The sequence below is a fragment of the Pontibacter fetidus genome (genome assembly GCF_010119545.1).
GTDB lineage: Bacteria > Bacteroidota > Bacteroidia > Cytophagales > Hymenobacteraceae > Pontibacter > Pontibacter fetidus.
Map to the genome: position 1 here is coordinate 13,362 of NZ_JAAEAA010000011.1, position 19,825 is coordinate 33,186.

The following is a 19,825-nucleotide window of genomic DNA, read 5'->3' on the forward strand; positions in this document are numbered from 1 at the left end:
AACTCTAAGTTAGAAACCATGGCAGTAATACCAGAATCAGAACTGATCATCAATAAAAACGGAACCGTTTACCACCTTAACCTGCTACCAGAGCATATTTCCGATACCATTATCACTGTTGGCGACCCGGACCGTGTAGCCATGGTCAGCAGGTACTTCGATGAGATTGAGATAGAAGTAGCGAAGCGTGAATTTATAACGCACACGGGCTACTACAAAGGCAAGCGCCTTACTGTGATCTCAACAGGGATGGGTACCGATAACATTGATATCCTGATGAATGAACTGGACGCACTGGTAAACATTGACTTCCAGAGCCGCGAGCCAAACGAAGAAAAGATTAAGCTGAAAATAGTGCGGGTTGGTACATCCGGTTCGTTGCAGGAATCTATTCCGCTGGGCAGCCACGTAGCCTCGCACTATGGCGTGGGCCTGGACTCGTTGATGGAGTTTTACCCGCTGGAGCAAACCGCTGATGAGCAGAGTATTACCAAAACACTGAAAGAGCAGTTAGGCGTAGGCTTTACACCGTATTGCGTTCCGGGGTCTAAGGAACTGATCGACAAAATCGCCTTTGACATGGTACCAGGCAACACGCTTACCTGCCCTGGTTTTTATGCTCCGCAGGGCCGTGTGCTGCGTGGTGGGTTACGTAACCAAAACCTGCTCCAGGTTTACCAGAACTTTAAAGTCTGCGATTTCCAACTGACCAACTTCGAGATGGAAACTGCCGGCTACTATGCCATGGGCCGCCTGCTAGGTCACGAAATGCTGTCGCTCAACGCTATAGTTGCCAACCGCATTACCCAGGAGTTCGCTAAAAATGCCGAAGAAGTAGTGGATAGCCTGATCAGGAAGACTTTGGATAGGATCTAAATAAATCAATACTTTCTAATACAATACAGCCTGATGAAGAAATTCGTCAGGCTGTATTGTTTTATAGTTATCGGAGAACTAAACTATAGTTTCTGCAAAAACGCCATGGTATCTACCCCATCGGCATAATCCCAAACCATCGGACACTGAGCCTGGCCAAACGGTATACTGCCTTCCAGCCAGCCGTGTGCCGAAACGATAACCTGTGTTTTGTCTTTAATAGCTTCCAGCTTTTCGCGTAGGTCTGTCAGTGAGTTAAACGTTTCGTAAAACAATACCGAAATAGGGGAGACCATATTGGTGCTTGGCTGCACCAGCATAAAACCATTATCGAAGTGTGGCTCGCGGTTTACCAGCAGTATAGATTTGTTGTAGTCGTAGTTGTTCTGGTATTTATGGTGGTCAAGAATGTTGCTGCGATGCTGGTTAGCTTCAAAAAACTTGTCAAACGTATAGCCTTCCGGAACGAACACTTTAGACACATTGCGGCAACCTAAGCCGTAGTACCTGAAGAAATCTTCGCCTAAAGCTTTCAGGTCGTCAGCTTCTTCGTGGCCGGTAAGTACGCCAATGCTGGTGCGGTTTTTACGGATGATGTGTGGGCGCTTGGCAAAATAATATTCAAAGTAGCGAGCCGTGTTGTCAGATCCGGTTGCAATAATGGCATCGGCCTCTTTCAGTATCTCTACAAACTCAAATTGGTTGGCAAAAGCCGGTTCTATGCCTACCAGCATATCTGCCAGTCGGCGCATCAGGGGTTGGTCGTCTGTACTTAGTTTTGCCAGCAGGTAATGTCCGCTCATCAAAACAGACAGAAAATCGTGGAAACCGACCATCGGGATATTGCCGGCCATCACCACGCCAACTTTTTTAGGTGTAACCTGTTTAAGATGATAAGGGTAAAGCCATTCGCGGAGGTATTGTTCCTCAAGCATCTGCGTTATGCCATGAAGGGCACAGGATACGTTTTCTTCATCAAACCACGGGTTACGAGATTGCGCCATGCGCGCCCATACTTGTCGGTCTTCCGGAGTCAGGCTTTTTAGCTGCCTGCCCAGTTCTACAAAAGCTTCAATCCTGTTCTCTAGTGTCATGGCGTATATGGTATGGCTGTTAAATTTTATTTGAAAAGGCGTTTATTGTTCCTAATTTTGCGGCTTAGAAACACGACATACAAAAGTATAAAAAATATACAGGAGATACGATTATGGCTATAATGATAACCGATGAATGTATAAACTGCGGAGCCTGCGAACCAGAGTGCCCGAACACTGCTATTTACGAAGGCGGTGCCGAGTGGACATGGGGTGGGGGTACTGCCCTGAAAGAAGTGGAGATCGACGGCGGCGAAGTTATTGCCGGCGATGCAGCACAGCCACCGATTTCAGATGAGTTTTACTACATCGTTTCTGATAAATGCACCGAGTGCATGGGCTTCCACGAAGAGCCGCAGTGCGCAGCTGTTTGCCCGGTAGACTGCTGCGTTGACGACCCGGATTACCGCGAAACCGAAGAAGAACTGCTTGCTAAAAAAGCCTGGTTACACCAGGAAGCGTAAGCACTAACTATGGTTTACCAAAGAAACCTGCCTTACAAGGGCAGGTTTTTTTGTTTACTTTTGACTAGAAACTATGAGCTTAATTAGAGTCTTCAGTTTGTAAAGGATGAAAGAAGCCATTGTTGGTGTTATCACCAACAATCAAATTATCTGGCAGCTGATGCTTGCTGGTGAAAACACGCAGTAAGGGCGTAAATTTAAAGCAACTATAATATCAGACTATGGAAGGCCAGCTACACGAAAATAAAGTTTTTGAAAAGATCGTTTACCCGAACAAGGATGTAAAGAACCGCGAATTTGAGAACTGTACGTTTAAGAACTGCGATTTTTCGGGAAGCAACTTTTCCGGCTCGCGCTTTACCGACTGCATGTTTATAGGTTGCAACCTGGCCATGCTCAAACTTAGCCACGCAACTATAAACCATGTGGAGTTTAAAGAATGTAAGCTTACAGGCATTAACTATAGCGAATGCGAAGACTTCCTGTTTACAGTGTATTTTGAGAATTGCCTGCTTGATTATGCCTCGTTTGCTAAGATGAAAATGGCTAAAACCAAATTTATAAAGTGCTCCCTTAAAGGTGTGGATTTCTCAAATACCAGCCTTACCGGCGCTGTTTTTGATAATACAGACCTGGAGCGCGCTGTTTTCAACTATACTAACCTTACCGATGCAGATCTTTCATCCGCTTATAGTTTTGATATAGACCCCGAGATCAACACCATTAAAAAAGCAAAGTTTTCTCAGTATGGTTTGCAGGGTTTGCTGATGAAGTATAGTTTGCAGATTGTCTGAATCAGGATTTACAGGATTAAAAAGGATAGACAGGATTCTAACGCTTACTTAATCTGGCAGCAACTTTACTTATTGTCATCCTGAAAGGATCTTGTGAGACAATAGTAATGGCTTAACCTCTCTTTCAACTGGTTTGTTACAGATTGACATGCATTTTTGAATCCTCTGTATCCTTTTTAATCCTGTAAATCCTGATTCAGACAATCAACAATTACATCTAAATTCCCTATTTTTGCCTTTTAGCGCTTTAAGCAGCAAAAACAAGTATACGATGTCGATAGCAAAGAAATATAGTCCCAAAGAAGTAGAAGAAAAGTGGTACAGCAGCTGGATGGAGCGTGGCTTCTTCCGCTCTACGCCTAACCCCAAAAAAGAGCCTTACACCATTGTCATTCCGCCGCCAAACGTAACTGGCGTGCTGCACATGGGCCACATGCTCAACAATACGATCCAAGATATACTTATTCGTCGTGCGCGTATGCAGGGCAAAGAAGCTTGCTGGGTACCGGGCACCGACCACGCTTCTATTGCTACCGAAGCCAAAGTAGTGGCTATGCTGAAAGAGCGCGGCATCGAGAAAAAAGACCTGACGCGCGACGAGTTCCTGAAATATGCCTGGGAGTGGAAAGAAAAGTACGGCGGCATTATTCTGGAGCAGCTTAAAAAGTTAGGGGCCTCCTGCGACTGGGACCGTACCCGTTTCACGATGGAAGAAGATCTGTCTGCTGCCGTTATCGAAGTGTTTGTGGACCTGTACCGCAAAGGCCAAATCTACCGTGGTGTGCGTATGGTTAACTGGGACCCGCAAGGTAAAACGGCTCTTTCTGATGAAGAAGTAATTCCGAAAGAAACGATGGCGAAGATGTACCACCTGAAATATGAAGTGGTATCTGACAACGCTGAAAAAACATATATTACGGTTGCAACCTCACGCCCTGAAACGATTATGGCCGACGTTGCTGTGGCGGTTAACCCTAACGACGAGCGCTACACACACTTACACGGCAAGTCGGTACGCATTCCGCTGCTGGGCAAAGAGATTCCGGTTATAGTTGATGAATATGTAAGTATAGATTTTGGTACGGGTGCGCTGAAAGTAACGCCTGCCCACGACCTGAATGACTACGAACTGGGCCAGAAGCACAACCTGCCAACTATAGATATCCTGAACGACGATGGCTCGCTGAACGAAAAAGCCCAACTATATGTGGGCCAGGATCGTTTTGCTGCCCGCCGCAACATCGTAAAAGACCTGCAGGAAGCCGAGCTGCTGGTGAAGATAGAAGAGTACCCAAGTGTGCTGCAGACATCGGAGCGTACAGGCGCTGTAATTGAGCCGCGCTTGTCGATGCAGTGGTGGTGCAAAATGGATAAAATGGCGAAGCCGGCCCTGGAGTCTGTAATGGAAGACCAGATCCGCCTGCACCCACCTAAGTTCAAGAACATGTACCGCTCCTGGATGGAAAACGTGCGCGACTGGTGCGTTTCCCGCCAACTATGGTGGGGCCAGCAGATCCCGGCTTACTACCTGCCGGATGGCACGTTTGTAGTAGCTACAACCAAAGAAGAAGCCCTTGAAATAGCCCGCAAGCAAAGCGGAAACGCAGACTTACAACTAACTGACCTACGCCAGGACGAAGACGTACTGGATACCTGGTTCTCGTCGTGGTTGTGGCCTATCTCTGTTTTCGATGGTTTTAAAGATCCTGATAACAAGGACATCCTATATTATTACCCAACCAACGACCTGGTAACTGCCCCTGAAATTCTATTCTTCTGGGTGGCACGTATGATCATGGCTGGCTTCGAGTTCCGTAACGAGATGCCGTTCCGCAATGTGTACCTGACCGGTATTGTGCGTGATGCGCAGGGGCGTAAAATGTCGAAATCGCTGGGTAACTCTCCAGATCCGCTGGACCTTATTGACCAATATGGTGCCGACGGCGTGCGTGCCGGTATGTTGTTCAGCTCACCGGCTGGTAACGACTTACTATTCGACGAGAAACTGGTAGAGCAGGGCCGTAACTTCAGCAACAAAATCTGGAACGCCTTCCGCCTGATAAAAGGATGGGAAGTAGATGAGAATCTGCCTTGCCCGAACGAAACAGCTATCAATTGGTTTGATTCGCGCTTTAACGAAGCCTTTGCTCAGATTGAAGACCATTTCGAGAAGTTCCGTATTTCGGATGCCTTGCTTGCGGTTTACAAACTGGTGTGGGATGATTTCTGCTCAAATTACCTGGAGATGATCAAACCGGCTTACCAACAACCAATTGATAAGCAAACATTAGATGCTACAACAGCTTTCCTTGAAAGAGTATTGAAAGTGCTTCATCCGTTCATGCCGTTCATTACAGAAGAGATCTGGCACGACCTGAAAGAGCGCAAAGAAAAAGAATACCTGATTGTTTCTGCGTGGCCGAAGAAGGATACGTTTGATAAGAACCTGAATGCGCGTATGGACAGCGTACTGAAAGTTGTAGCTGCCATCCGAAACATCCGTAACTCAAAGAACATCCCACAGACAAAAGCGCTTGACCTGTCTATAAAAGTAATGAACCAGGATGGATACGAGCCGTTCCTGAGCATCATTCGCAAATTGGCCAATATTAGCGAGATCAGCTTTGTGCAGGATAACGTGGAAGGTGCTATTAGCTTTGTAGAGGCCGGCGATGAGTTCTTTATTCCGATGGAAGGTAATATTGATGTAGCGGCTGAGCGCGAACGTTTGCAGAAGGAGTTGGAGTATACGAAAGGCTTCCTGATGTCGGTAACGAAAAAGCTGAGTAACGAGCGTTTTGTAAGTGGTGCACCGGAGTCGGTTATTGCCAACGAGCGCAAGAAAATGGCGGATGCCGAGGCAAAGATCAATGCTATAGAACAAAGTTTAGCTTCGCTATAAACTATAGCTTAACTATAAAAATCAGCGGCTGCTTTCCAAAAGAGAGCAGCCGCTGGTTTTTTAGGTTAGTTGGTACTTGCAGTTGTTTCTATAGTTTTGGGTGCTTTACGGGATGTGCGCGCATAGCTTCTTTCCAGTTCTATAAAGATAGCATCTAGGTGTTTTTCAAATTTCCTGGAATGGCGCAGGCGCTGTCTTTCGTCGCTGCCAAACATACCGCCACTGGTATACACTCTGTTCATCATTCCCATAGTTGGGTGTGCAAGGTCCCGGCTCAGGGCAAGTGTTGTAAATGTCTGGTTGGTAGGGAAGTAGTAAAAGAAAGCATAAAAAGGCAATCCTGCTGAAACCATAAGGGTAGGTACACCTATCAGCCCGATTGTACTAACGGCTATACCAGTTGCCCGCTGTTTTGAAGTTGTATAAGATACATCTTCCACTTTTATCTGCACCGATCCTTCATCCTGGCATTCGGTAAGCTTATAGGCGTGTTTTTGGGTGTTATACTTCCGGATATAGGTATCCAGGCTGGTCTCAAACTGCTCTTTAAATTCGGGAGCGACACTGTCAGCAAATACCAGGCAAACCCCCAATTGCTCGATGCGCTTTCCTTCCTGTAGTGATAGTTGCGGGGTAGTACACTGTGTAAAAACTAAAAGGCAAAGAATTGCTACTACGTGCAGACGCACGCACAGATTGTGGTAAATGTGTTTCATAAAGTAGAAGGTTGGAAATAAAGCGTTTAAGATAGCAACTTGCCGGTACTTTAAGAAATGCTGGATACAGCTTTATAGCTTTAATTTTTCACCACAGCACTTAAAACTGCACTAAATGCATCTTCCACTTTAGGTAATATATCGTTTAACCCTTCTTTCGGTTCTGGGTAACTGAGCTGTACCAGGCGGTTACCAATCCTATATTCTAAAAGACCTTGTTCAGCCTCTGTTAAGTAATAAAAATGATCTGACCCAGCTGAGGTAGAAATGGCATAAGCTCGAAACGTAAACTTATTCTGAATGCGGTGCTGGGTTGGGCCTCGTTCCAGGTAACGTTGCGTAACCACGGTGTCCAGGGCTATAGTTGTCTCGATCTGGTAAAGGGCCTTAATGTTGCCTTCCGGGAACTTCCATTGCTGTATTGTATAGTTGTCTTGGGTTTGCTGGCTATACTTGCTGTTGCCTAATTCTATAGTTGCTACCACACCAAACAACTGCAGATCCTGAGCTATAGTTTGTAGCGATGGAGTAGCAGACGTATTATCGCTGATGAAAACGGAGGTGCTGCTAAGTTGCTTTAAGTCTTTCTCTAAATCCTGCTTAAGCGCAAAATTACCGCCTTGTGCCTGCAGAAGTATAAAAAGTAAAGGAAGTATCGTTTGGATGAACAGCATTTGTATCAGTTTTATAGTTTATACTTCCTTCCCCAAATTTCGTGCTGTTATTTCAGTTCGAAAACTACTTTTACCTGAGCTGATACCGGAATTGTTTGCGGAAACTCATCTACTAAATTGCTCATTGACGACTGCCCTCTTACAACTACTTCGTTTAGTATCCCGGATTGCCGGTAATTCTGGAAAGCAGGGTCAGTGTCTTCGGTATCAGCTACTTTAGAGATGCGCTTTACTTGCCTATTAGCAGCTCTAGCCATTACATCAGCTTTTGCACGAGCTACTTCAATGGCTTTTTCCAATACCTCGGTCTGCCTTTTTTCCATCTCTGTAGAAGTAAAACTACTCCTGAAGCTTGTAAAACCATCTTTGATCAGGCGGTTTTGTACTTCCGTAAATCTACTTAGCTCGTTCAGCGTAAAAATAACGGTCTGATAGCCGGCAAAGTAAACTATGCGCTGCCGGTTATTATAGTCCTGCCGTTGGCTTATTGTCAGCAGCGAGTAATTTATGTTCTTGGCTGGTATCTGGAGCTCCTTAAGCAGTTTTACCATGCTATCTTCCTGCCGCTGGTGTTTTTGGTAAACTTTATCCACGCTTGCCGAATCGATAGATAAAAGAGTTACCACAAACTTTACCTGGTTGGCAGGCACATCTATAGTTGCATGGCCAAGAACCACAATGCGGTTATCAGGCGAAACACTTTGTGCTTTTGCTACCAAGCAAAGCAGCAAAAACAGGAAAGTAAGTTTTATTTTCATGGGCTAAAAGTTGGGTTTAGTTTATGCTATAGTTTCGAATTATCTACCACCGTCCAGTTTATAGTTCCGTTATTCACTGTATACTTCAGAAGCATGTAACCACCGTTGTGGCCATCTTCATAGTAAGCCAGTGCGTAGCGGTCGTTTAAAATACGGCTGTCGCGGATGACCATGGTACCGCCCATCGTACCTTTTGCAGGTATAAGCTGACTTTGTTTGCGGTTCAGATCGTTCATCAGGTCTGTCTCAGGAGATTTCAGCCCTTTACGTTGCAGTTTCTGTACATCGCTTTCGCTCAGTGTACCCAGCTCATCTACAAAGGCTGCACCGCCCGGAGGCACCATTTCCATGGTATCAGGTGGCAAAACCATTTCTTCCAATGAGTCTACGGTTTCATCCTTCTGTTCCAGTTTTTTATCAATTTTTTCAATCTGTCTGTCGGCAATGGCTTGCCTGCTTTCAGCTTCGTTCTTCTGCCAGTAAAAGTAAATAGCAGCAAACAGGAAAATGGCAGCTAAGATCCAGGGTAATATATTTCTCATAGTTTTATAGTTTATACTCGCCGCTATACCTAAAGCAGCTATAGTTTATACTTTTAATATTAGCAAAAAGATATGTCTTAAGCTATAGTCAAAAATAAAGCCTGCCACATTGCTGCAGCAGGCCTTCTTTTTATAGTTGTCTTTTGTCCTAAGTCAAAAGATCCATTGTCTAAATTTAGATCGTAGTGTTCACATCAAACTGCTCCAGGTAATCGGCAACACGGCGTACGAACATGCCACCCAGCGAGCCATCTACCACACGGTGATCATAAGAGTGCGACAGGAACATGAAGTGACGGATACCGATCAGGTCGCCTTCCGGAGTTTCGATAACAGCAGGCTTCTTTTTGATAGCGCCAACAGCCATAATAGCCACCTGCGGCTGCATGATAATAGGCGTACCCATTACGTTACCGAAAGAACCTACGTTTGAAACCGTATACGTACCACCTGCCAGATCATCCGGCGTCAGCTTGTTTATACGACCACGGTTTGCCAGGTCATTTACCTTCTTGGTCAGGCCATTCAGGTTCAGCTGGTCAGCGTTCTTGATATTCGGAACGATAAGGTTACCGCTTGGCAACGCTACAGCCATACCAATGTTAATGTCTTTGTGACGGATGATAGTACCGCCATCTACAGACACGTTGATCATCGGGAAATCTTTGATCGCTTTCGCAATGGCATCGATGAAGATAGGAGTGAAGGTTAAGTTCTCGCCTTCGCGCTTCTTATATACATCTTTCCACTTGTTTCTCCAGTTCACGATGTTGGTTACATCGGCTTCTACAAACGAAGTAACGTGTGGCGAAATACGCTTGCTGTCCACCATGCGGTCAGCTATCATCTTACGCATGCGGTCCATCTCGATCATCTCGACATTGCCACCATATGATGCAGCCGGTTTAACCTGTGGTGCAGCAGCTTGTGGTTGTGCAGCAGGAGCTGGCGCAGCAGCCGGAGCCTGTACCTGTGTTTGTGGCTGTACAGCCTGCGCCTGTGGAGCAGCAGCTTGTGCAGGCGCACCAGAGCGGCTTTCCAGGTAAGTCATTATATCTTTTTTAGACACACGGCCTTCTTTGCCGGTACCCGGTACGTATTCCAGTTCCTGCATCGAGATACCTTCTTCGCGGGCAATGTTAAGCACCAGCGGAGAGTAGAAACGACCGGAAGCAGGCTGATCCAGTTTAGCAACTGAAGAGCCGGTAGTAGCTGCAGTTTCCTGTGAAGGAGCAGCCTGTGGCGCAGCAGCGGCAGGAGTTTCAGCAGCAGCCGGCGCGGCAGGAGCAGCAGTATCATCACCGCCTGTAGAAATAATTGCGATAGGAGCCCCAACAGCTACCACATCGCCTTCCTGTACCAGTATTTCTTTAAGAATACCACCCTGAATAGCAGGTACTTCTGTATCTACTTTATCAGTAGCAACTTCCAGCACCGATTCATCCTGCTCTATGGTATCACCCACATTTTTGAGCCATTTCAGAACGGTACCTTCCATGATACTCTCGCCCATTTTGGGCATAACCATTTCTACAAGTGCCATATTTTATAGTTGATTTTCTATGATATCAGGTAGCAGATACTAGATTTAAAGACCCTGAACAACATTACTTATCCAAGAGTCTATTATCTAACATCTATATACTACATGTCTAATTTTGAAACAAAGTTAAGGATTTTACCCTATTCATCAACGGTTGCAGCCAAACTTTGCCGGATAAGGTTTAAAGCAACCAGGGCTGTATATTCGATGTTGAGCAGGCGGTTTTTGTTATAGTTCAGCAGCTTTGCAACTGTCTTATGTTCATCCGCATAGGCTATCCAGATCGTACCTACGGGTTTGTCAGGAGTTCCGCCATCGGGGCCGGCTATGCCGCTAGTTGCCACACCTATAGTTGTGTTGAATTTTTTCCGCACATTTTCGGCCATCTCACGCACAGTGGCTTCACTTACGGCGCCATGCTGCTGCAGGGTTTCAGGATTTACATGCAGTTCACGTATTTTTACATCATTATGGTAGGCCACTATACTTCCCATAAAATAAGCCGAACTGCCAGGTATGCTGGTAAACTTGTGCGCTAGGTAACCGCCGGTGCAGCTTTCGGCAGTAGCTATAGTTAGGTGTTGTTCCTTCAGTAGATTGCCAACTGCTTCTTCCAGGTTTACTTCGCCGTAAGCAAAAATATACTTCGGTATGATCTGAGAGAGCTTTTCAACTTCAGTTTGTAGTTCCTGTTCCAGTATAGTTGCATCGTCTCCGGCTCCGGTCAGGCGCAGGCGTACACCGGCCAGGTAAGGCAAATAAGCCAGTTTGATATGCGGTGGTAAGGCCAGTTCCCATTCTTCGAGCTTCTCAGCAAGTATAGATTCGGCGATGCCTATAGTTTGAATTACTTTATGAATGATCTCCGGCGTTTTGAAATGCGCTTTCAGGTTAGGCAGCACAATGTCGGTCATCATGCGCTTCATCTCAAACGGCACGCCCGGCATCGATACGTAAACTTTGCCTTCCTGCTCAAACCACATGCCCGGCGCGGTGCCCAATACATTACGAACAGGGGTGCAGCTTTCAGGTAAAAAAGCCTGCTGCCGGTTCAGTTCCGTTACTTCAATGCCGCGTTTTTCAAAAATAGCTGCAATATCGGCCAGCGATGGTTCGTGCAATTTAAGGGATGTATGGAAGTAGGCAGTCAGTACATCTTTTGTCAGGTCGTCTTTGGTTGGGCCTAAGCCACCGGTTATCAGTATTATATCGGCACGTGTCTTTGCATCATCCAAAGCGGCAGTTATATGAGCTGCGCTGTCAGAAATAGATGTCATCTGTTTTACTTTTATCCCTAACTTCGTGAGTTCCGTACCCATCCATGCGGAATTGGTATCAACTATTTGGCCGTATAATATTTCGTCGCCGATGGTGATGATCTCTGCGTTTACCGCTTCCATATTTTTTGGTCTGATTTGTGCGTTGGGTTTTAAAACCACGTGAAGAGCATGATTATATTTCATACTTTGCGCTGCAAATTAGTTATAAAAGAACCTGACTTTATCTTTTTATCGCCACGTAGCGCTGCTATGCGGCTCAAAAAACATTTCGTCAGAACCTTTTCTATCTAATTTTCGCTTGCAAAAACGAACTATAAACATGCTCTAAGTTAAAGATGTTATAACGATATGAAAAAATTACTCTACACTTCTTTTATTGCATTGGCCATGGGTGCCAGCGCATGTACGGCCGCACAGGTGCAGCAAACCGTTGATGGCGTTTTAGCCGGCACAACCACTGGCGCTCCTGTTACCCAGTCCGAAGTTGCATCAGGATTACGTCAGGCCCTAGAAGTAGGTATTAAGAACGGAGCCGGAAAAGCTTCCCAAACAGATGGCTACTATAAAAACTCCCTTATCCGCATTCCTTTTCCGCCTGAAGTACAGTGCGTAGAGAACACGTTACGTAAAGTTGGCTTTGGCAGCGAAGTAGACCGTTTTGTAATGACCCTGAACCGCGGAGCCGAAGATGCTGCTAAAAGTGCCGTACCGATCTTCGTGAGCGCCATAAAGCAGATGACCATACAGGATGCGTGGGATATTCTGAAAGGCGATAAAGATGCCGCTACCCAATACCTGAAGCGCACGACATCCACACAGCTTACCAATGCCTTTAAACCGGTTATACAGCAATCGTTGCAGAAAACGAATGCTACCAAATATTATGCAGACCTGGTAAACCAGTATAACCAGATACCACTAGTGCAAAAAGTAAACCCGAACCTGGACGAATATGCTACCCAGAAAGCGATTGATGGTTTGTTCCTGCTGGTTGCTGACGAAGAACTGAAGATCCGTGAAAACCCGATTGCACGCACTACAGAGCTGCTTCGTCGTGTATTTACAAAAGAGAACCAATCGTAACTATAAACAATACCAGCTATAGTTTGGTAAGCCCGCTTTGCCCTTTGGTAGAGCGGGCTTGTTTTTTAAAACATAAACCCTTTTAAGTTAGTACAATACAGCAAATTTATAGTTACCTCCATGCCCCAAACACTACCAGACTATGGACAACAAACAGATCGCTTACATTCCGCTTACCAGAGACAAAGACCTTGACAAACTGATTGAAGAAGTAGGCAATGCCCGCATCGTGATGTTAGGCGAAGCATCGCATGGTACTTCCGAATATTACACCTGGCGCACGGCCATTTCAAAAAGGCTGATCCAGGAAAAAGGTTTTCAGTTTATAGCTGTGGAAGGCGACTGGCCCGAGTGTTATGCAGTGAATCGTTTTGTAAAAGGATACCAGAACTCAGGTAGTAAGATTGCCGATGTACTGCAGGTTTTCAGAAGATGGCCGACCTGGATGTGGGCAAACTGGGAAGTTGCGGCCCTGATGGAATGGATCCGGGATGTAAACCACCTCCGCAGTACAGAACAGAAAGTTGGCTTTTACGGACTGGATGTTTATAGTTTGTGGGAGTCGCTGGAACAGGTACTTAAATACCTGGAAAAGAACGACGGACAAGCAATAGAGGCAGCTCGCTCTGCCATGAACTGTTTTGAGCCTTTTAACCGAGACCCGCAGGAATATGCACGGGCAACTGCATTTGTGCGCACCGATTGTGAAGATGAAGTGATCGGTATGCTGCAGCGCATTATAAAGTCTCCGATACATACCGGAGATCGGGAACACGACTTTAATACCCGCCAAAATGCAATGGTGACTGTAAACGCCGAAAAATACTACAGGGCCATGGTGCAGGGCGGAGCCAAATCGTGGAACGTGCGCGACGCACACATGATGGATACGCTGGACAGGCTGCTGGAACTACACGGACCGGAATCAAAAGCTATAGTTTGGGAACATAACACGCACATTGGTGATGCCCGCGCTACCGATATGGCAGATGATAGCATGTATAATATTGGTCAGCTGGCGCGTGAGCGATATGGAAATGAACAGGTAAAGCTTGTTGGTTTCGGTACTTACCAGGGACATGTAATCGCAAGTAAATCGTGGGGTGCACCGATGCAGAAAATGGAAGTGCCGCCTGCAAAACCCGGTAGTTGGGAAGAAATATTGCATAGCATAAGCGACGAAAACAAACTTATACTGAGCAGAGACCTGATGCACATAGATGATTTAGCACAACGCCGGATAGGCCACAGGGCTATAGGTGTAGTTTACGATGCCAAGTTCGAAGCCTATGGTAACTATGTACCCACTATTATTCCGCAGCGCTACGATGCATTCCTTTACTTCGATGAAACAGATGCTGTGCACCCATTACACATGAAAACCCGCGGAGCCCAGGAGCCTGATCTTTACCCATGGAACTATTAAAGTTAGAAAGTTATAAATTAGAAAGTTTAGAGAGTTGTAGCATGAGTTAATAGACAAAAAAGCTGCCCTAAAGGCAGCTTTTAAAAGTAAACTATAGTTTGAGATACGTTAAGCCATGTTATGGTAAACGGCCTGCACATCGTCATCTTCTTCAATCTTCTCAACCAGGTTTTCTATTTCTTCGGCCTGTTCGTCGGTAAGTTCGGTTCTGGTGTTTGGTATGCGCTGCAGTTCTGCGCTGATTACGTTCAGTCCTTTTTCTTCTAATGCTTTCTGCATCTGTCCGAAGTCTGCAAAGGCAGTCTCCACTATAATCTCGCCTTCGTGCTCGTAAATGTCATCCGCCCCAAAGTCGATTAGTTCCAGTTCCAGCTCTTCAATGTCAACTCCTTCCGGGTTAATTTTAAAGATGCCTTTGCGGGTGAAAATAAAGTCCAGCGAACCGGTTTTACCTACGGCACCACCAGCACGCGAAAAGTAAACGCGCATATTGGCAATAGTACGGTTGATATTATCGGTAGCTGTTTCTACAAGAATAGCGATGCCGTGCGGGCCGTAGCCTTCGTATACAACTTCTTCGTAATCTTTTTCTTCTTTAGACGAAGCACGTTTAATAGCAGCTTCCACGCGGTCTTTCGGCATGTTAACGCCTTTTGCGTTATTCATGGCCGTGCGCAGACGCGAGTTTGTTTCAGGGTTTGGTCCGGCTTCTTTAACGGCCATCACAATCTCTTTCCCAAGGCGTGTAAATGCCTTCGACATCTTATCCCAGCGCTTAAACTTGCGGGCTTTTCTAAATTCAAATGCTCTTCCCATGGTGTCTGCTTGTTATACTTACAAATGTAGAAAGCTTACCTTAAAATTAATAGCCCATCAGCAATTTTGCACGCTTTATAGTTTGCGTTTGGCTGTTGGCACCACATGATAGTCTGAAATACGCAGGTGCTGGTCGCAGAAACTATACTCATGCAAAATATTGGACCCAACTATAATCAAGCGGTTACTTCTGTTCTGTGCCACGTGTTCCTGGTACCACGCTACACCTTCCTGGTCCAGGTTGGTGGTGGGCTCGTCCAATAGCAATAATTCAGATTGAGAGTAAATGGCCAGTCCCAGTTTCAGGCGCTGCTTCATGCCCGAAGAGAAATCCTTCACAAACTTATGTTTCGACTTCTGCAGGCCCATACGGTCTATCAGCTCCAAAGCAGTTAGGTTTTGGCGAAGTGGCTTGAAACGGGTATGAAACCCAATCATTTCCAGAAGCGAGAATTCTTCAACCAGTTCCAGGTAAGGGGCTGTCAGGGAAAGGGAACTATAGATTTTTTCGACAGGAATATCTTTGCCGCCGGTTTTATAGTTTATTTCGCCTTCAGAGTGAAGGTTATGACCGGATATAACAGTAAGAAGAGTGGATTTCCCGGATCCGTTATGCCCAAGTATAGCATAAGAGGTTCCTGACTCGAATGTGTAGGTCAGGTTCCGGAAAATCCACTCGTAATTGTATCGTTTACCTAAATTGCTTAGGTTAATTTGCATCTTTACCGATGTAGCTCTTAATAATACCGCGGCCAGAGTTACGCACAAAATTTACTATTTCGTCGCGCTCTTTGCTTGGTGCCATCTCCAGTTCAATCTTGTCCAGAGCTTCGGTAGTGTTGTTACCGCTCATAAACAGGATTCTGTATAGTTGCTGTACTTCGTTGATCTGTTCGCTTGTAAAACCACGGCGGCGCAACCCGATAGAGTTGATACCAGCATAGGTAAGTGGCTCACGCGCAGCTTTAACATAAGGAGGAACATCTTTACGAACCAGCGAACCACCAGAGATCATAGCGTGAGCACCGATCTTCACAAACTGGTGTACTGCACTTGATCCGCCTATAATGGCAAAATCACCCATCTCTACATGGCCGGCCATCTGCACCGCATTTACAACGATACAGTTATTGCCAACTATACAGTCGTGGGCAATATGCGCGTACGACATAATAAGGCAGTTACTGCCTACTACGGTACGCATTTTATCTATAGTTCCACGGCTAACAGTTACACACTCCCGGATAACGGTATTGTCACCGATAACGGCAGTGGTTTCTTCGCCGGCGAATTTAAGGTCTTGTGGCACAGAAGAGATTACCGCACCAGGGAAGATCTTACAATTCTTACCAATGCGGGCGCCTTCCATTATCGTAACGTTCGGCCCAATCCAGGTGCCTTCACCGATCTCTACATTCTTATAAATGGTAGAAAACGGTTCGATCACTACGTTGTGAGCTATCTTAGCTTCCGGATGGATGTATGCTAATGGCTGATTCATGCGTTTTTCTTAACTATACTTGCCGACATTTCTGCTTCCATTACAAGTTGGCCACCAACAAAAGCCTGACCACTCATTTTAGCAATTCCACGTTTTATAGGAGCCAGCAGTTCACATTTAAAGATGATTGTATCTCCCGGAATTACTTTGCGCTTAAAGCGGCATTTGTCCACACCCAGGAAGTAAGTCCAGTAATCTTCAGGATTTTCGACTGTATTCAGTACCAGAATTCCCCCCGTCTGCGCCATTGCCTCAATCTGGATCACGCCCGGAAGAATCGGGTTGCCCGGGAAGTGGCCCTGGAAGAAAGGCTCGTTCATCGTCACATTCTTCACGCCGGTTACCGTATTTTCATCCAGATGAATGATCTTGTCAATAAGCAGAAATGGGTAACGGTGCGGAAGGGTAGCCGTGATCTGGTTTATATCCATTACAGGTGGCTTCTTCTCGTCGTAAACCGGTACGCTTTGGATAGATGCTTCCTGTATGGCTCTTTTAACTCTTTTGGCAAAGCCGATATTTGCCGCGTGCCCAGGGCGTGCAGCCAGTATCTGGCCTTTTATAGGTCTGCCGATCAGGGCAAGGTCGCCCATCAGGTCAAGCAGTTTATGTCTGGCAGGTTCGTTCTTAAAACGAAGTTCCGTATTGTTAAGCGTGCCTGTTTCTTTAACTTCTACCTTTGGCTTGTTCAGCATTTCAGCCAGCATCGACAGCTCATCATCGTTCACCACGCGGTCAACTATAACGATGGCATTGTCCAGGTTTCCGCCTTTTATCAGGTTTTGCTTGTGCAGGGCTTCCAGTTCGTGCAGGAAACAGAACGTGCGGCAAGGCGCGATCTCTCTCTCAAACTGGTTCATATTAGTGATAGAGGCATGCTGGCTACCTAAAACCGGTGAGTTATAGTCTACCATAGCAGTCAGGCGGTAATCGTTCAGCGGTAAGCCAACAATTTCAACACCGCGGGCCTCATCTTTATAAGTAATGCCTTCGGTTAGCTCAAAGTAGTTGCGAAGTGCATTTTGCTCCTGTAAACCAACTTCCATTAAAGCTTTTACAAACTCAATAGAAGATCCATCCATGATCGGAGGCTCCGGGCCATCCAGCTGAATCAGTACGTTGTCTATTTCCAGGCCTACCAAAGCAGCAAGCGTATGCTCTACTGTGTTTACCCGTGCACCGTTCTGCTCTATCGTAGTTCCACGCGAAAGGTCCACCACATTATCTACATCGGCAGCAACTATAGGCTGGCCCGGCAAATCGATGCGCTGAAATTTGTAGCCATGGTTTGCGGGAGCAGGCGTAAAGGTCATGTTAGACACAACGCCTGTGTGCAAGCCAATACCGGAAACTGTTACCGGAGCTTTAATGGTATGCTGTTTATAGTTCATTTACTATTCTATTCTTGTCTGGAGCCTGCATTTAGCAAGTGCTGTAGCGGTTATAGTTTAAATTGTTACTTTAACAGCCAGCCATTTTACCGCAAACTTAAGGTTTTATATCGGGCCTTGCCAATATTATTTTTCCATTATGGCAGGGCAGGAGTACAGAAGGGTTAGATTCTATCGCGTAGTGCTTCTATTTCGCGCTGAAGCTCGGGTAATTTTCTGAAAACAGTAAGGGCGCGCAGGTTCTGTTTGTAATCAAAAGCAGGGGAGCCCTGTATAATCGTGCCTGATTTTTTAATGGTCTTACCTACACCGGATTGTGCGCCGACCGTAGTTTTATCAGCTATAGTGATGTGCCCAACTATACCTACCTGACCTGCAATAACGCAGTGGTTGCCAATTTTTGCTGAGCCCGAAATACCGGTTTGTGCCGCAATAACAGTATGCTTACCAACTTCAACATTATGTGCAATCTGTACCAGGTTGTCTATTTTGGTGCCTTGGCGGATAATAGTAGAGCCCATGGTAGCGCAATCTATTGTCGTATTCGCCCCGATCGACACGTCATCTTCCAGCACTACATTGCCAATCTGTGGTACCATTTTGTAAGATCCGTCCGGCTGAGGCGCAAAGCCAAAACCATCGCTCCCCAGCACCACACCTGCATGAAGCGTGCAGTTGCTGCCAACTATAGTATTGGAGTATAACTTAGCACCTGCAAAAATAGTCGTATTGTCTCCGATCGTTACGTTGTCGCCGATATATACCTGCGGGAAAATGCGCACGTTTGCACCAATTTTGCAATTATTGCCAATGTAAGAGAAGGCGCCGCGATAATGGTCTTCACCGATCTCGCTGCCGCTACCGATAAAGCAAGGTTCTTCCACGCCGGTCTTGGAGGCAAGTAATGCGGCCTGGTAATACTGTAACAGGGTAGAGAAGCTGCTATAAGGATCGCTAACGCGTATAAGAGCTGCCGATACAGGCTTTTTCAGTTCCAGTTTATCAGAAACTATAACTGCGCTGGCACCGGTTGTGTATAAATAAGGTTCGTACTTCGGGTTAGACAAAAAAGCAAGAGCACCTGATTGTGCTTCTTCTATTTTGGCTAACGTACTGACTTTGGTTAAGTTATCTCCCTCTATCTCTCCCTGTAGCAGGTCAGCTATCTGTTGAACAGTAAATTCCATGATGTAAAATTATAGCAAAATCTCAAAAACGCTAGCGCTTAGGGGGTGCAAACTTAATAAAAAGTTAACGGGCAGGAATATGGTACGACATTAAATTCACTGTAATGAGAGTTGTTTAGATTATAGATTTAAACTTAATCCTGCTTAAAAAAGCTCCTGCTTTCTATTATAATTATGATGGTTTGGGCTTGTGTGCAATCTAGAGTTGATGTTTCCTGCTTTTGTCTTGAAAGGAGTGAAGGGAACGTAGTATAGTAGATAGTTTTATAGTTGCGGTTTTAAACCACCCCTGCCCCTCCTTATCCAAGGAGGGGAGCCGTTTCTGCTACTGCTATAGTTAGAGCTATGGTTTCATAGTGGCTGCTTTAACACCCCTATGGTCCCCTCAAGGGTACACTTCTGTCCTTACTGTAGTTCTGGTCTATAGTTCTATAGTTTCAGTCCATGAACAGGACAGGTTTACCTGTCCCTTAGGAACTATAGCTACGAGAAAACCGATCAGCCACAGCTAAGAGTAGTTACAGTAACTATAGCTATAGCTTAACTATCGAGCTTGATCACAGTCTTTGGGTTGAGCGCCTTTGACTTGTTGCGGTGGCGTAGCCAATCCGAGGAACGAGGATAGCAAGAAGGCAGCAGCGCGATGCCCGAAGACGGGGCCTCCCGGCCGTGAGGGCACCCAAGATGGATTGAAACGGTAGGTGAGTAGAGCTCCCAGGATGAAGAGTGGCTATGAAAGAGAAGGCTTGTTTCAGATAGTAGAGAAGCAAACTATAGG

Annotated in this window: 18 protein-coding genes; 6 read left to right on the forward strand and 12 right to left on the reverse strand. The window is 45.8% G+C overall.

The window, feature by feature from the left end:
- Window positions 1–18: 18 nt before the first annotated feature.
- Window positions 19–876 carry a nucleoside phosphorylase gene (locus GWO68_RS09770; protein ID WP_162346259.1) on the forward strand — a complete coding sequence of 286 codons (858 nt, stop codon included), beginning with the start codon at window positions 19–21 and terminating at the stop codon, window positions 874–876.
- Window positions 877–959: 83 nt separating this feature from the next.
- Here the strand turns inward: GWO68_RS09770 and GWO68_RS09775 are convergent, their stop codons facing one another.
- The gene (locus GWO68_RS09775; protein WP_162346260.1) at window positions 960–1,970 is read right to left on the reverse strand and encodes an acyl-CoA reductase; all 1,011 of its coding nucleotides are present in this window, start codon (window positions 1,968–1,970) and stop codon (window positions 960–962) included.
- A 113-nt stretch (window positions 1,971–2,083) separates the two neighbouring features.
- Between GWO68_RS09775 and GWO68_RS09780 the strand changes: the two genes are divergently transcribed.
- From GWO68_RS09780 to GWO68_RS09790, 3 genes are all read left to right on the forward strand, one after another.
- The gene (locus GWO68_RS09780) at window positions 2,084–2,434 is read left to right on the forward strand and encodes a 4Fe-4S dicluster domain-containing protein (protein ID WP_162346261.1); all 351 of its coding nucleotides are present in this window, start codon (window positions 2,084–2,086) and stop codon (window positions 2,432–2,434) included.
- Window positions 2,435–2,655: 221 nt separating this feature from the next.
- On the forward strand, window positions 2,656–3,228 hold the full coding sequence (locus GWO68_RS09785; RefSeq protein WP_162346262.1) for a pentapeptide repeat-containing protein: 573 nt from the start codon (window positions 2,656–2,658) through the stop codon (window positions 3,226–3,228).
- 271 nt (window positions 3,229–3,499) lie between these two features.
- A complete protein-coding gene (locus GWO68_RS09790) occupies window positions 3,500–6,130 on the forward strand; it encodes a valine--tRNA ligase (RefSeq protein ID WP_162346263.1) in 2,631 nt (876 codons plus the stop codon).
- A 65-nt stretch (window positions 6,131–6,195) separates the two neighbouring features.
- On the opposite strand, the gene GWO68_RS09795 is transcribed toward GWO68_RS09790, so the two are convergent.
- From GWO68_RS09795 to GWO68_RS09820, 6 genes are all read right to left on the reverse strand, one after another.
- Complete coding sequence (locus tag GWO68_RS09795) at window positions 6,196–6,846, reverse strand: hypothetical protein (RefSeq protein ID WP_162346264.1); 651 nt, start codon at window positions 6,844–6,846, stop codon at window positions 6,196–6,198.
- Window positions 6,847–6,926: 80 nt separating this feature from the next.
- Window positions 6,927–7,520 carry a hypothetical protein gene (locus GWO68_RS09800; RefSeq protein WP_162346265.1) on the reverse strand — a complete coding sequence of 198 codons (594 nt, stop codon included), beginning with the start codon at window positions 7,518–7,520 and terminating at the stop codon, window positions 6,927–6,929.
- 47 nt (window positions 7,521–7,567) lie between these two features.
- Window positions 7,568–8,278, reverse strand: a complete 711-nt coding sequence (locus tag GWO68_RS09805; protein WP_162346266.1) for an SIMPL domain-containing protein — start codon at window positions 8,276–8,278, stop codon at window positions 7,568–7,570.
- A gap of 26 nt (window positions 8,279–8,304) precedes the next feature.
- Window positions 8,305–8,820 (reverse strand): hypothetical protein, encoded by a 516-nt coding sequence (locus GWO68_RS09810; protein WP_162346267.1) that lies wholly within the window; start codon window positions 8,818–8,820, stop codon window positions 8,305–8,307.
- Between the two features lie 175 nt (window positions 8,821–8,995).
- Window positions 8,996–10,363 carry a dihydrolipoamide acetyltransferase family protein gene (locus GWO68_RS09815; protein ID WP_162346268.1) on the reverse strand — a complete coding sequence of 456 codons (1,368 nt, stop codon included), beginning with the start codon at window positions 10,361–10,363 and terminating at the stop codon, window positions 8,996–8,998.
- Window positions 10,364–10,503: 140 nt separating this feature from the next.
- On the reverse strand, window positions 10,504–11,826 hold the full coding sequence (locus GWO68_RS09820; RefSeq protein ID WP_317164507.1) for a competence/damage-inducible protein A: 1,323 nt from the start codon (window positions 11,824–11,826) through the stop codon (window positions 10,504–10,506).
- A gap of 165 nt (window positions 11,827–11,991) precedes the next feature.
- On the opposite strand from GWO68_RS09820, the gene GWO68_RS09825 reads away from it, so the two are divergent.
- Entirely contained in the window at window positions 11,992–12,726 is a 735-nt protein-coding gene (locus GWO68_RS09825; protein WP_162346269.1) for a DUF4197 domain-containing protein, read from the forward strand.
- 142 nt (window positions 12,727–12,868) lie between these two features.
- Entirely contained in the window at window positions 12,869–14,152 is a 1,284-nt protein-coding gene (locus tag GWO68_RS09830) for an erythromycin esterase family protein (RefSeq protein WP_162346270.1), read from the forward strand.
- Window positions 14,153–14,260: 108 nt separating this feature from the next.
- Here the strand turns inward: GWO68_RS09830 and GWO68_RS09835 are convergent, their stop codons facing one another.
- The 5 genes from GWO68_RS09835 to lpxD all read right to left on the reverse strand — a co-directional run bounded on the left by GWO68_RS09835 (window position 14,261) and on the right by lpxD (window position 19,047).
- On the reverse strand, window positions 14,261–14,968 hold the full coding sequence (locus GWO68_RS09835; RefSeq protein WP_162346271.1) for a YebC/PmpR family DNA-binding transcriptional regulator: 708 nt from the start codon (window positions 14,966–14,968) through the stop codon (window positions 14,261–14,263).
- Window positions 14,969–15,043: 75 nt separating this feature from the next.
- Window positions 15,044–15,688, reverse strand: coding sequence for an ABC transporter ATP-binding protein (locus GWO68_RS09840; protein WP_162346272.1), 645 nt, complete (start codon window positions 15,686–15,688; stop codon window positions 15,044–15,046).
- Window positions 15,678–16,469 (reverse strand): acyl-ACP--UDP-N-acetylglucosamine O-acyltransferase, encoded by a 792-nt coding sequence (lpxA, locus tag GWO68_RS09845; RefSeq protein WP_162346273.1) that lies wholly within the window; start codon window positions 16,467–16,469, stop codon window positions 15,678–15,680. Before lpxA ends, GWO68_RS09840 begins: the two co-directional genes overlap by 11 nt.
- Window positions 16,466–17,860 carry a bifunctional UDP-3-O-[3-hydroxymyristoyl] N-acetylglucosamine deacetylase/3-hydroxyacyl-ACP dehydratase gene (locus GWO68_RS09850; RefSeq protein ID WP_162346274.1) on the reverse strand — a complete coding sequence of 465 codons (1,395 nt, stop codon included), beginning with the start codon at window positions 17,858–17,860 and terminating at the stop codon, window positions 16,466–16,468. Before GWO68_RS09850 ends, lpxA begins: the two co-directional genes overlap by 4 nt.
- A 164-nt stretch (window positions 17,861–18,024) precedes the next feature.
- A complete protein-coding gene (gene lpxD / locus GWO68_RS09855) occupies window positions 18,025–19,047 on the reverse strand; it encodes a UDP-3-O-(3-hydroxymyristoyl)glucosamine N-acyltransferase (protein WP_162346275.1) in 1,023 nt (340 codons plus the stop codon).
- Between the last annotated feature and the right edge of the window lie 778 nt (window positions 19,048–19,825).

What these genes read in the sequence shown, in the direction of transcription:
- GWO68_RS09830 (WP_162346270.1), top strand. Translation starts at nt 12,869, where the DNA reads ATGGACAACAAACAGATCGCTTACATTCCGCTTACCAGAGACAAAGAC.
- GWO68_RS09840 (WP_162346272.1), bottom strand. Translation starts at nt 15,688, where the DNA reads ATGCAAATTAACCTAAGCAATTTAGGTAAACGATACAATTACGAGTGG.
- GWO68_RS09810 (WP_162346267.1), bottom strand. Translation starts at nt 8,820, where the DNA reads ATGAGAAATATATTACCCTGGATCTTAGCTGCCATTTTCCTGTTTGCT.
- GWO68_RS09770 (WP_162346259.1), top strand. Translation starts at nt 19, where the DNA reads ATGGCAGTAATACCAGAATCAGAACTGATCATCAATAAAAACGGAACC.
- GWO68_RS09775 (WP_162346260.1), bottom strand. Translation starts at nt 1,970, where the DNA reads ATGACACTAGAGAACAGGATTGAAGCTTTTGTAGAACTGGGCAGGCAG.
- GWO68_RS09780 (WP_162346261.1), top strand. Translation starts at nt 2,084, where the DNA reads ATGGCTATAATGATAACCGATGAATGTATAAACTGCGGAGCCTGCGAA.
- GWO68_RS09795 (WP_162346264.1), bottom strand. Translation starts at nt 6,846, where the DNA reads ATGAAACACATTTACCACAATCTGTGCGTGCGTCTGCACGTAGTAGCA.
- GWO68_RS09825 (WP_162346269.1), top strand. Translation starts at nt 11,992, where the DNA reads ATGAAAAAATTACTCTACACTTCTTTTATTGCATTGGCCATGGGTGCC.
- lpxA (WP_162346273.1), bottom strand. Translation starts at nt 16,469, where the DNA reads ATGAATCAGCCATTAGCATACATCCATCCGGAAGCTAAGATAGCTCAC.
- GWO68_RS09800 (WP_162346265.1), bottom strand. Translation starts at nt 7,520, where the DNA reads ATGCTGTTCATCCAAACGATACTTCCTTTACTTTTTATACTTCTGCAG.
- GWO68_RS09785 (WP_162346262.1), top strand. Translation starts at nt 2,656, where the DNA reads ATGGAAGGCCAGCTACACGAAAATAAAGTTTTTGAAAAGATCGTTTAC.
- GWO68_RS09820 (WP_317164507.1), bottom strand. Translation starts at nt 11,826, where the DNA reads ATGAAATATAATCATGCTCTTCACGTGGTTTTAAAACCCAACGCACAA.
- GWO68_RS09815 (WP_162346268.1), bottom strand. Translation starts at nt 10,363, where the DNA reads ATGGCACTTGTAGAAATGGTTATGCCCAAAATGGGCGAGAGTATCATG.
- GWO68_RS09850 (WP_162346274.1), bottom strand. Translation starts at nt 17,860, where the DNA reads ATGAACTATAAACAGCATACCATTAAAGCTCCGGTAACAGTTTCCGGT.
- lpxD (WP_162346275.1), bottom strand. Translation starts at nt 19,047, where the DNA reads ATGGAATTTACTGTTCAACAGATAGCTGACCTGCTACAGGGAGAGATA.
- GWO68_RS09835 (WP_162346271.1), bottom strand. Translation starts at nt 14,968, where the DNA reads ATGGGAAGAGCATTTGAATTTAGAAAAGCCCGCAAGTTTAAGCGCTGG.
- GWO68_RS09790 (WP_162346263.1), top strand. Translation starts at nt 3,500, where the DNA reads ATGTCGATAGCAAAGAAATATAGTCCCAAAGAAGTAGAAGAAAAGTGG.
- GWO68_RS09805 (WP_162346266.1), bottom strand. Translation starts at nt 8,278, where the DNA reads ATGAAAATAAAACTTACTTTCCTGTTTTTGCTGCTTTGCTTGGTAGCA.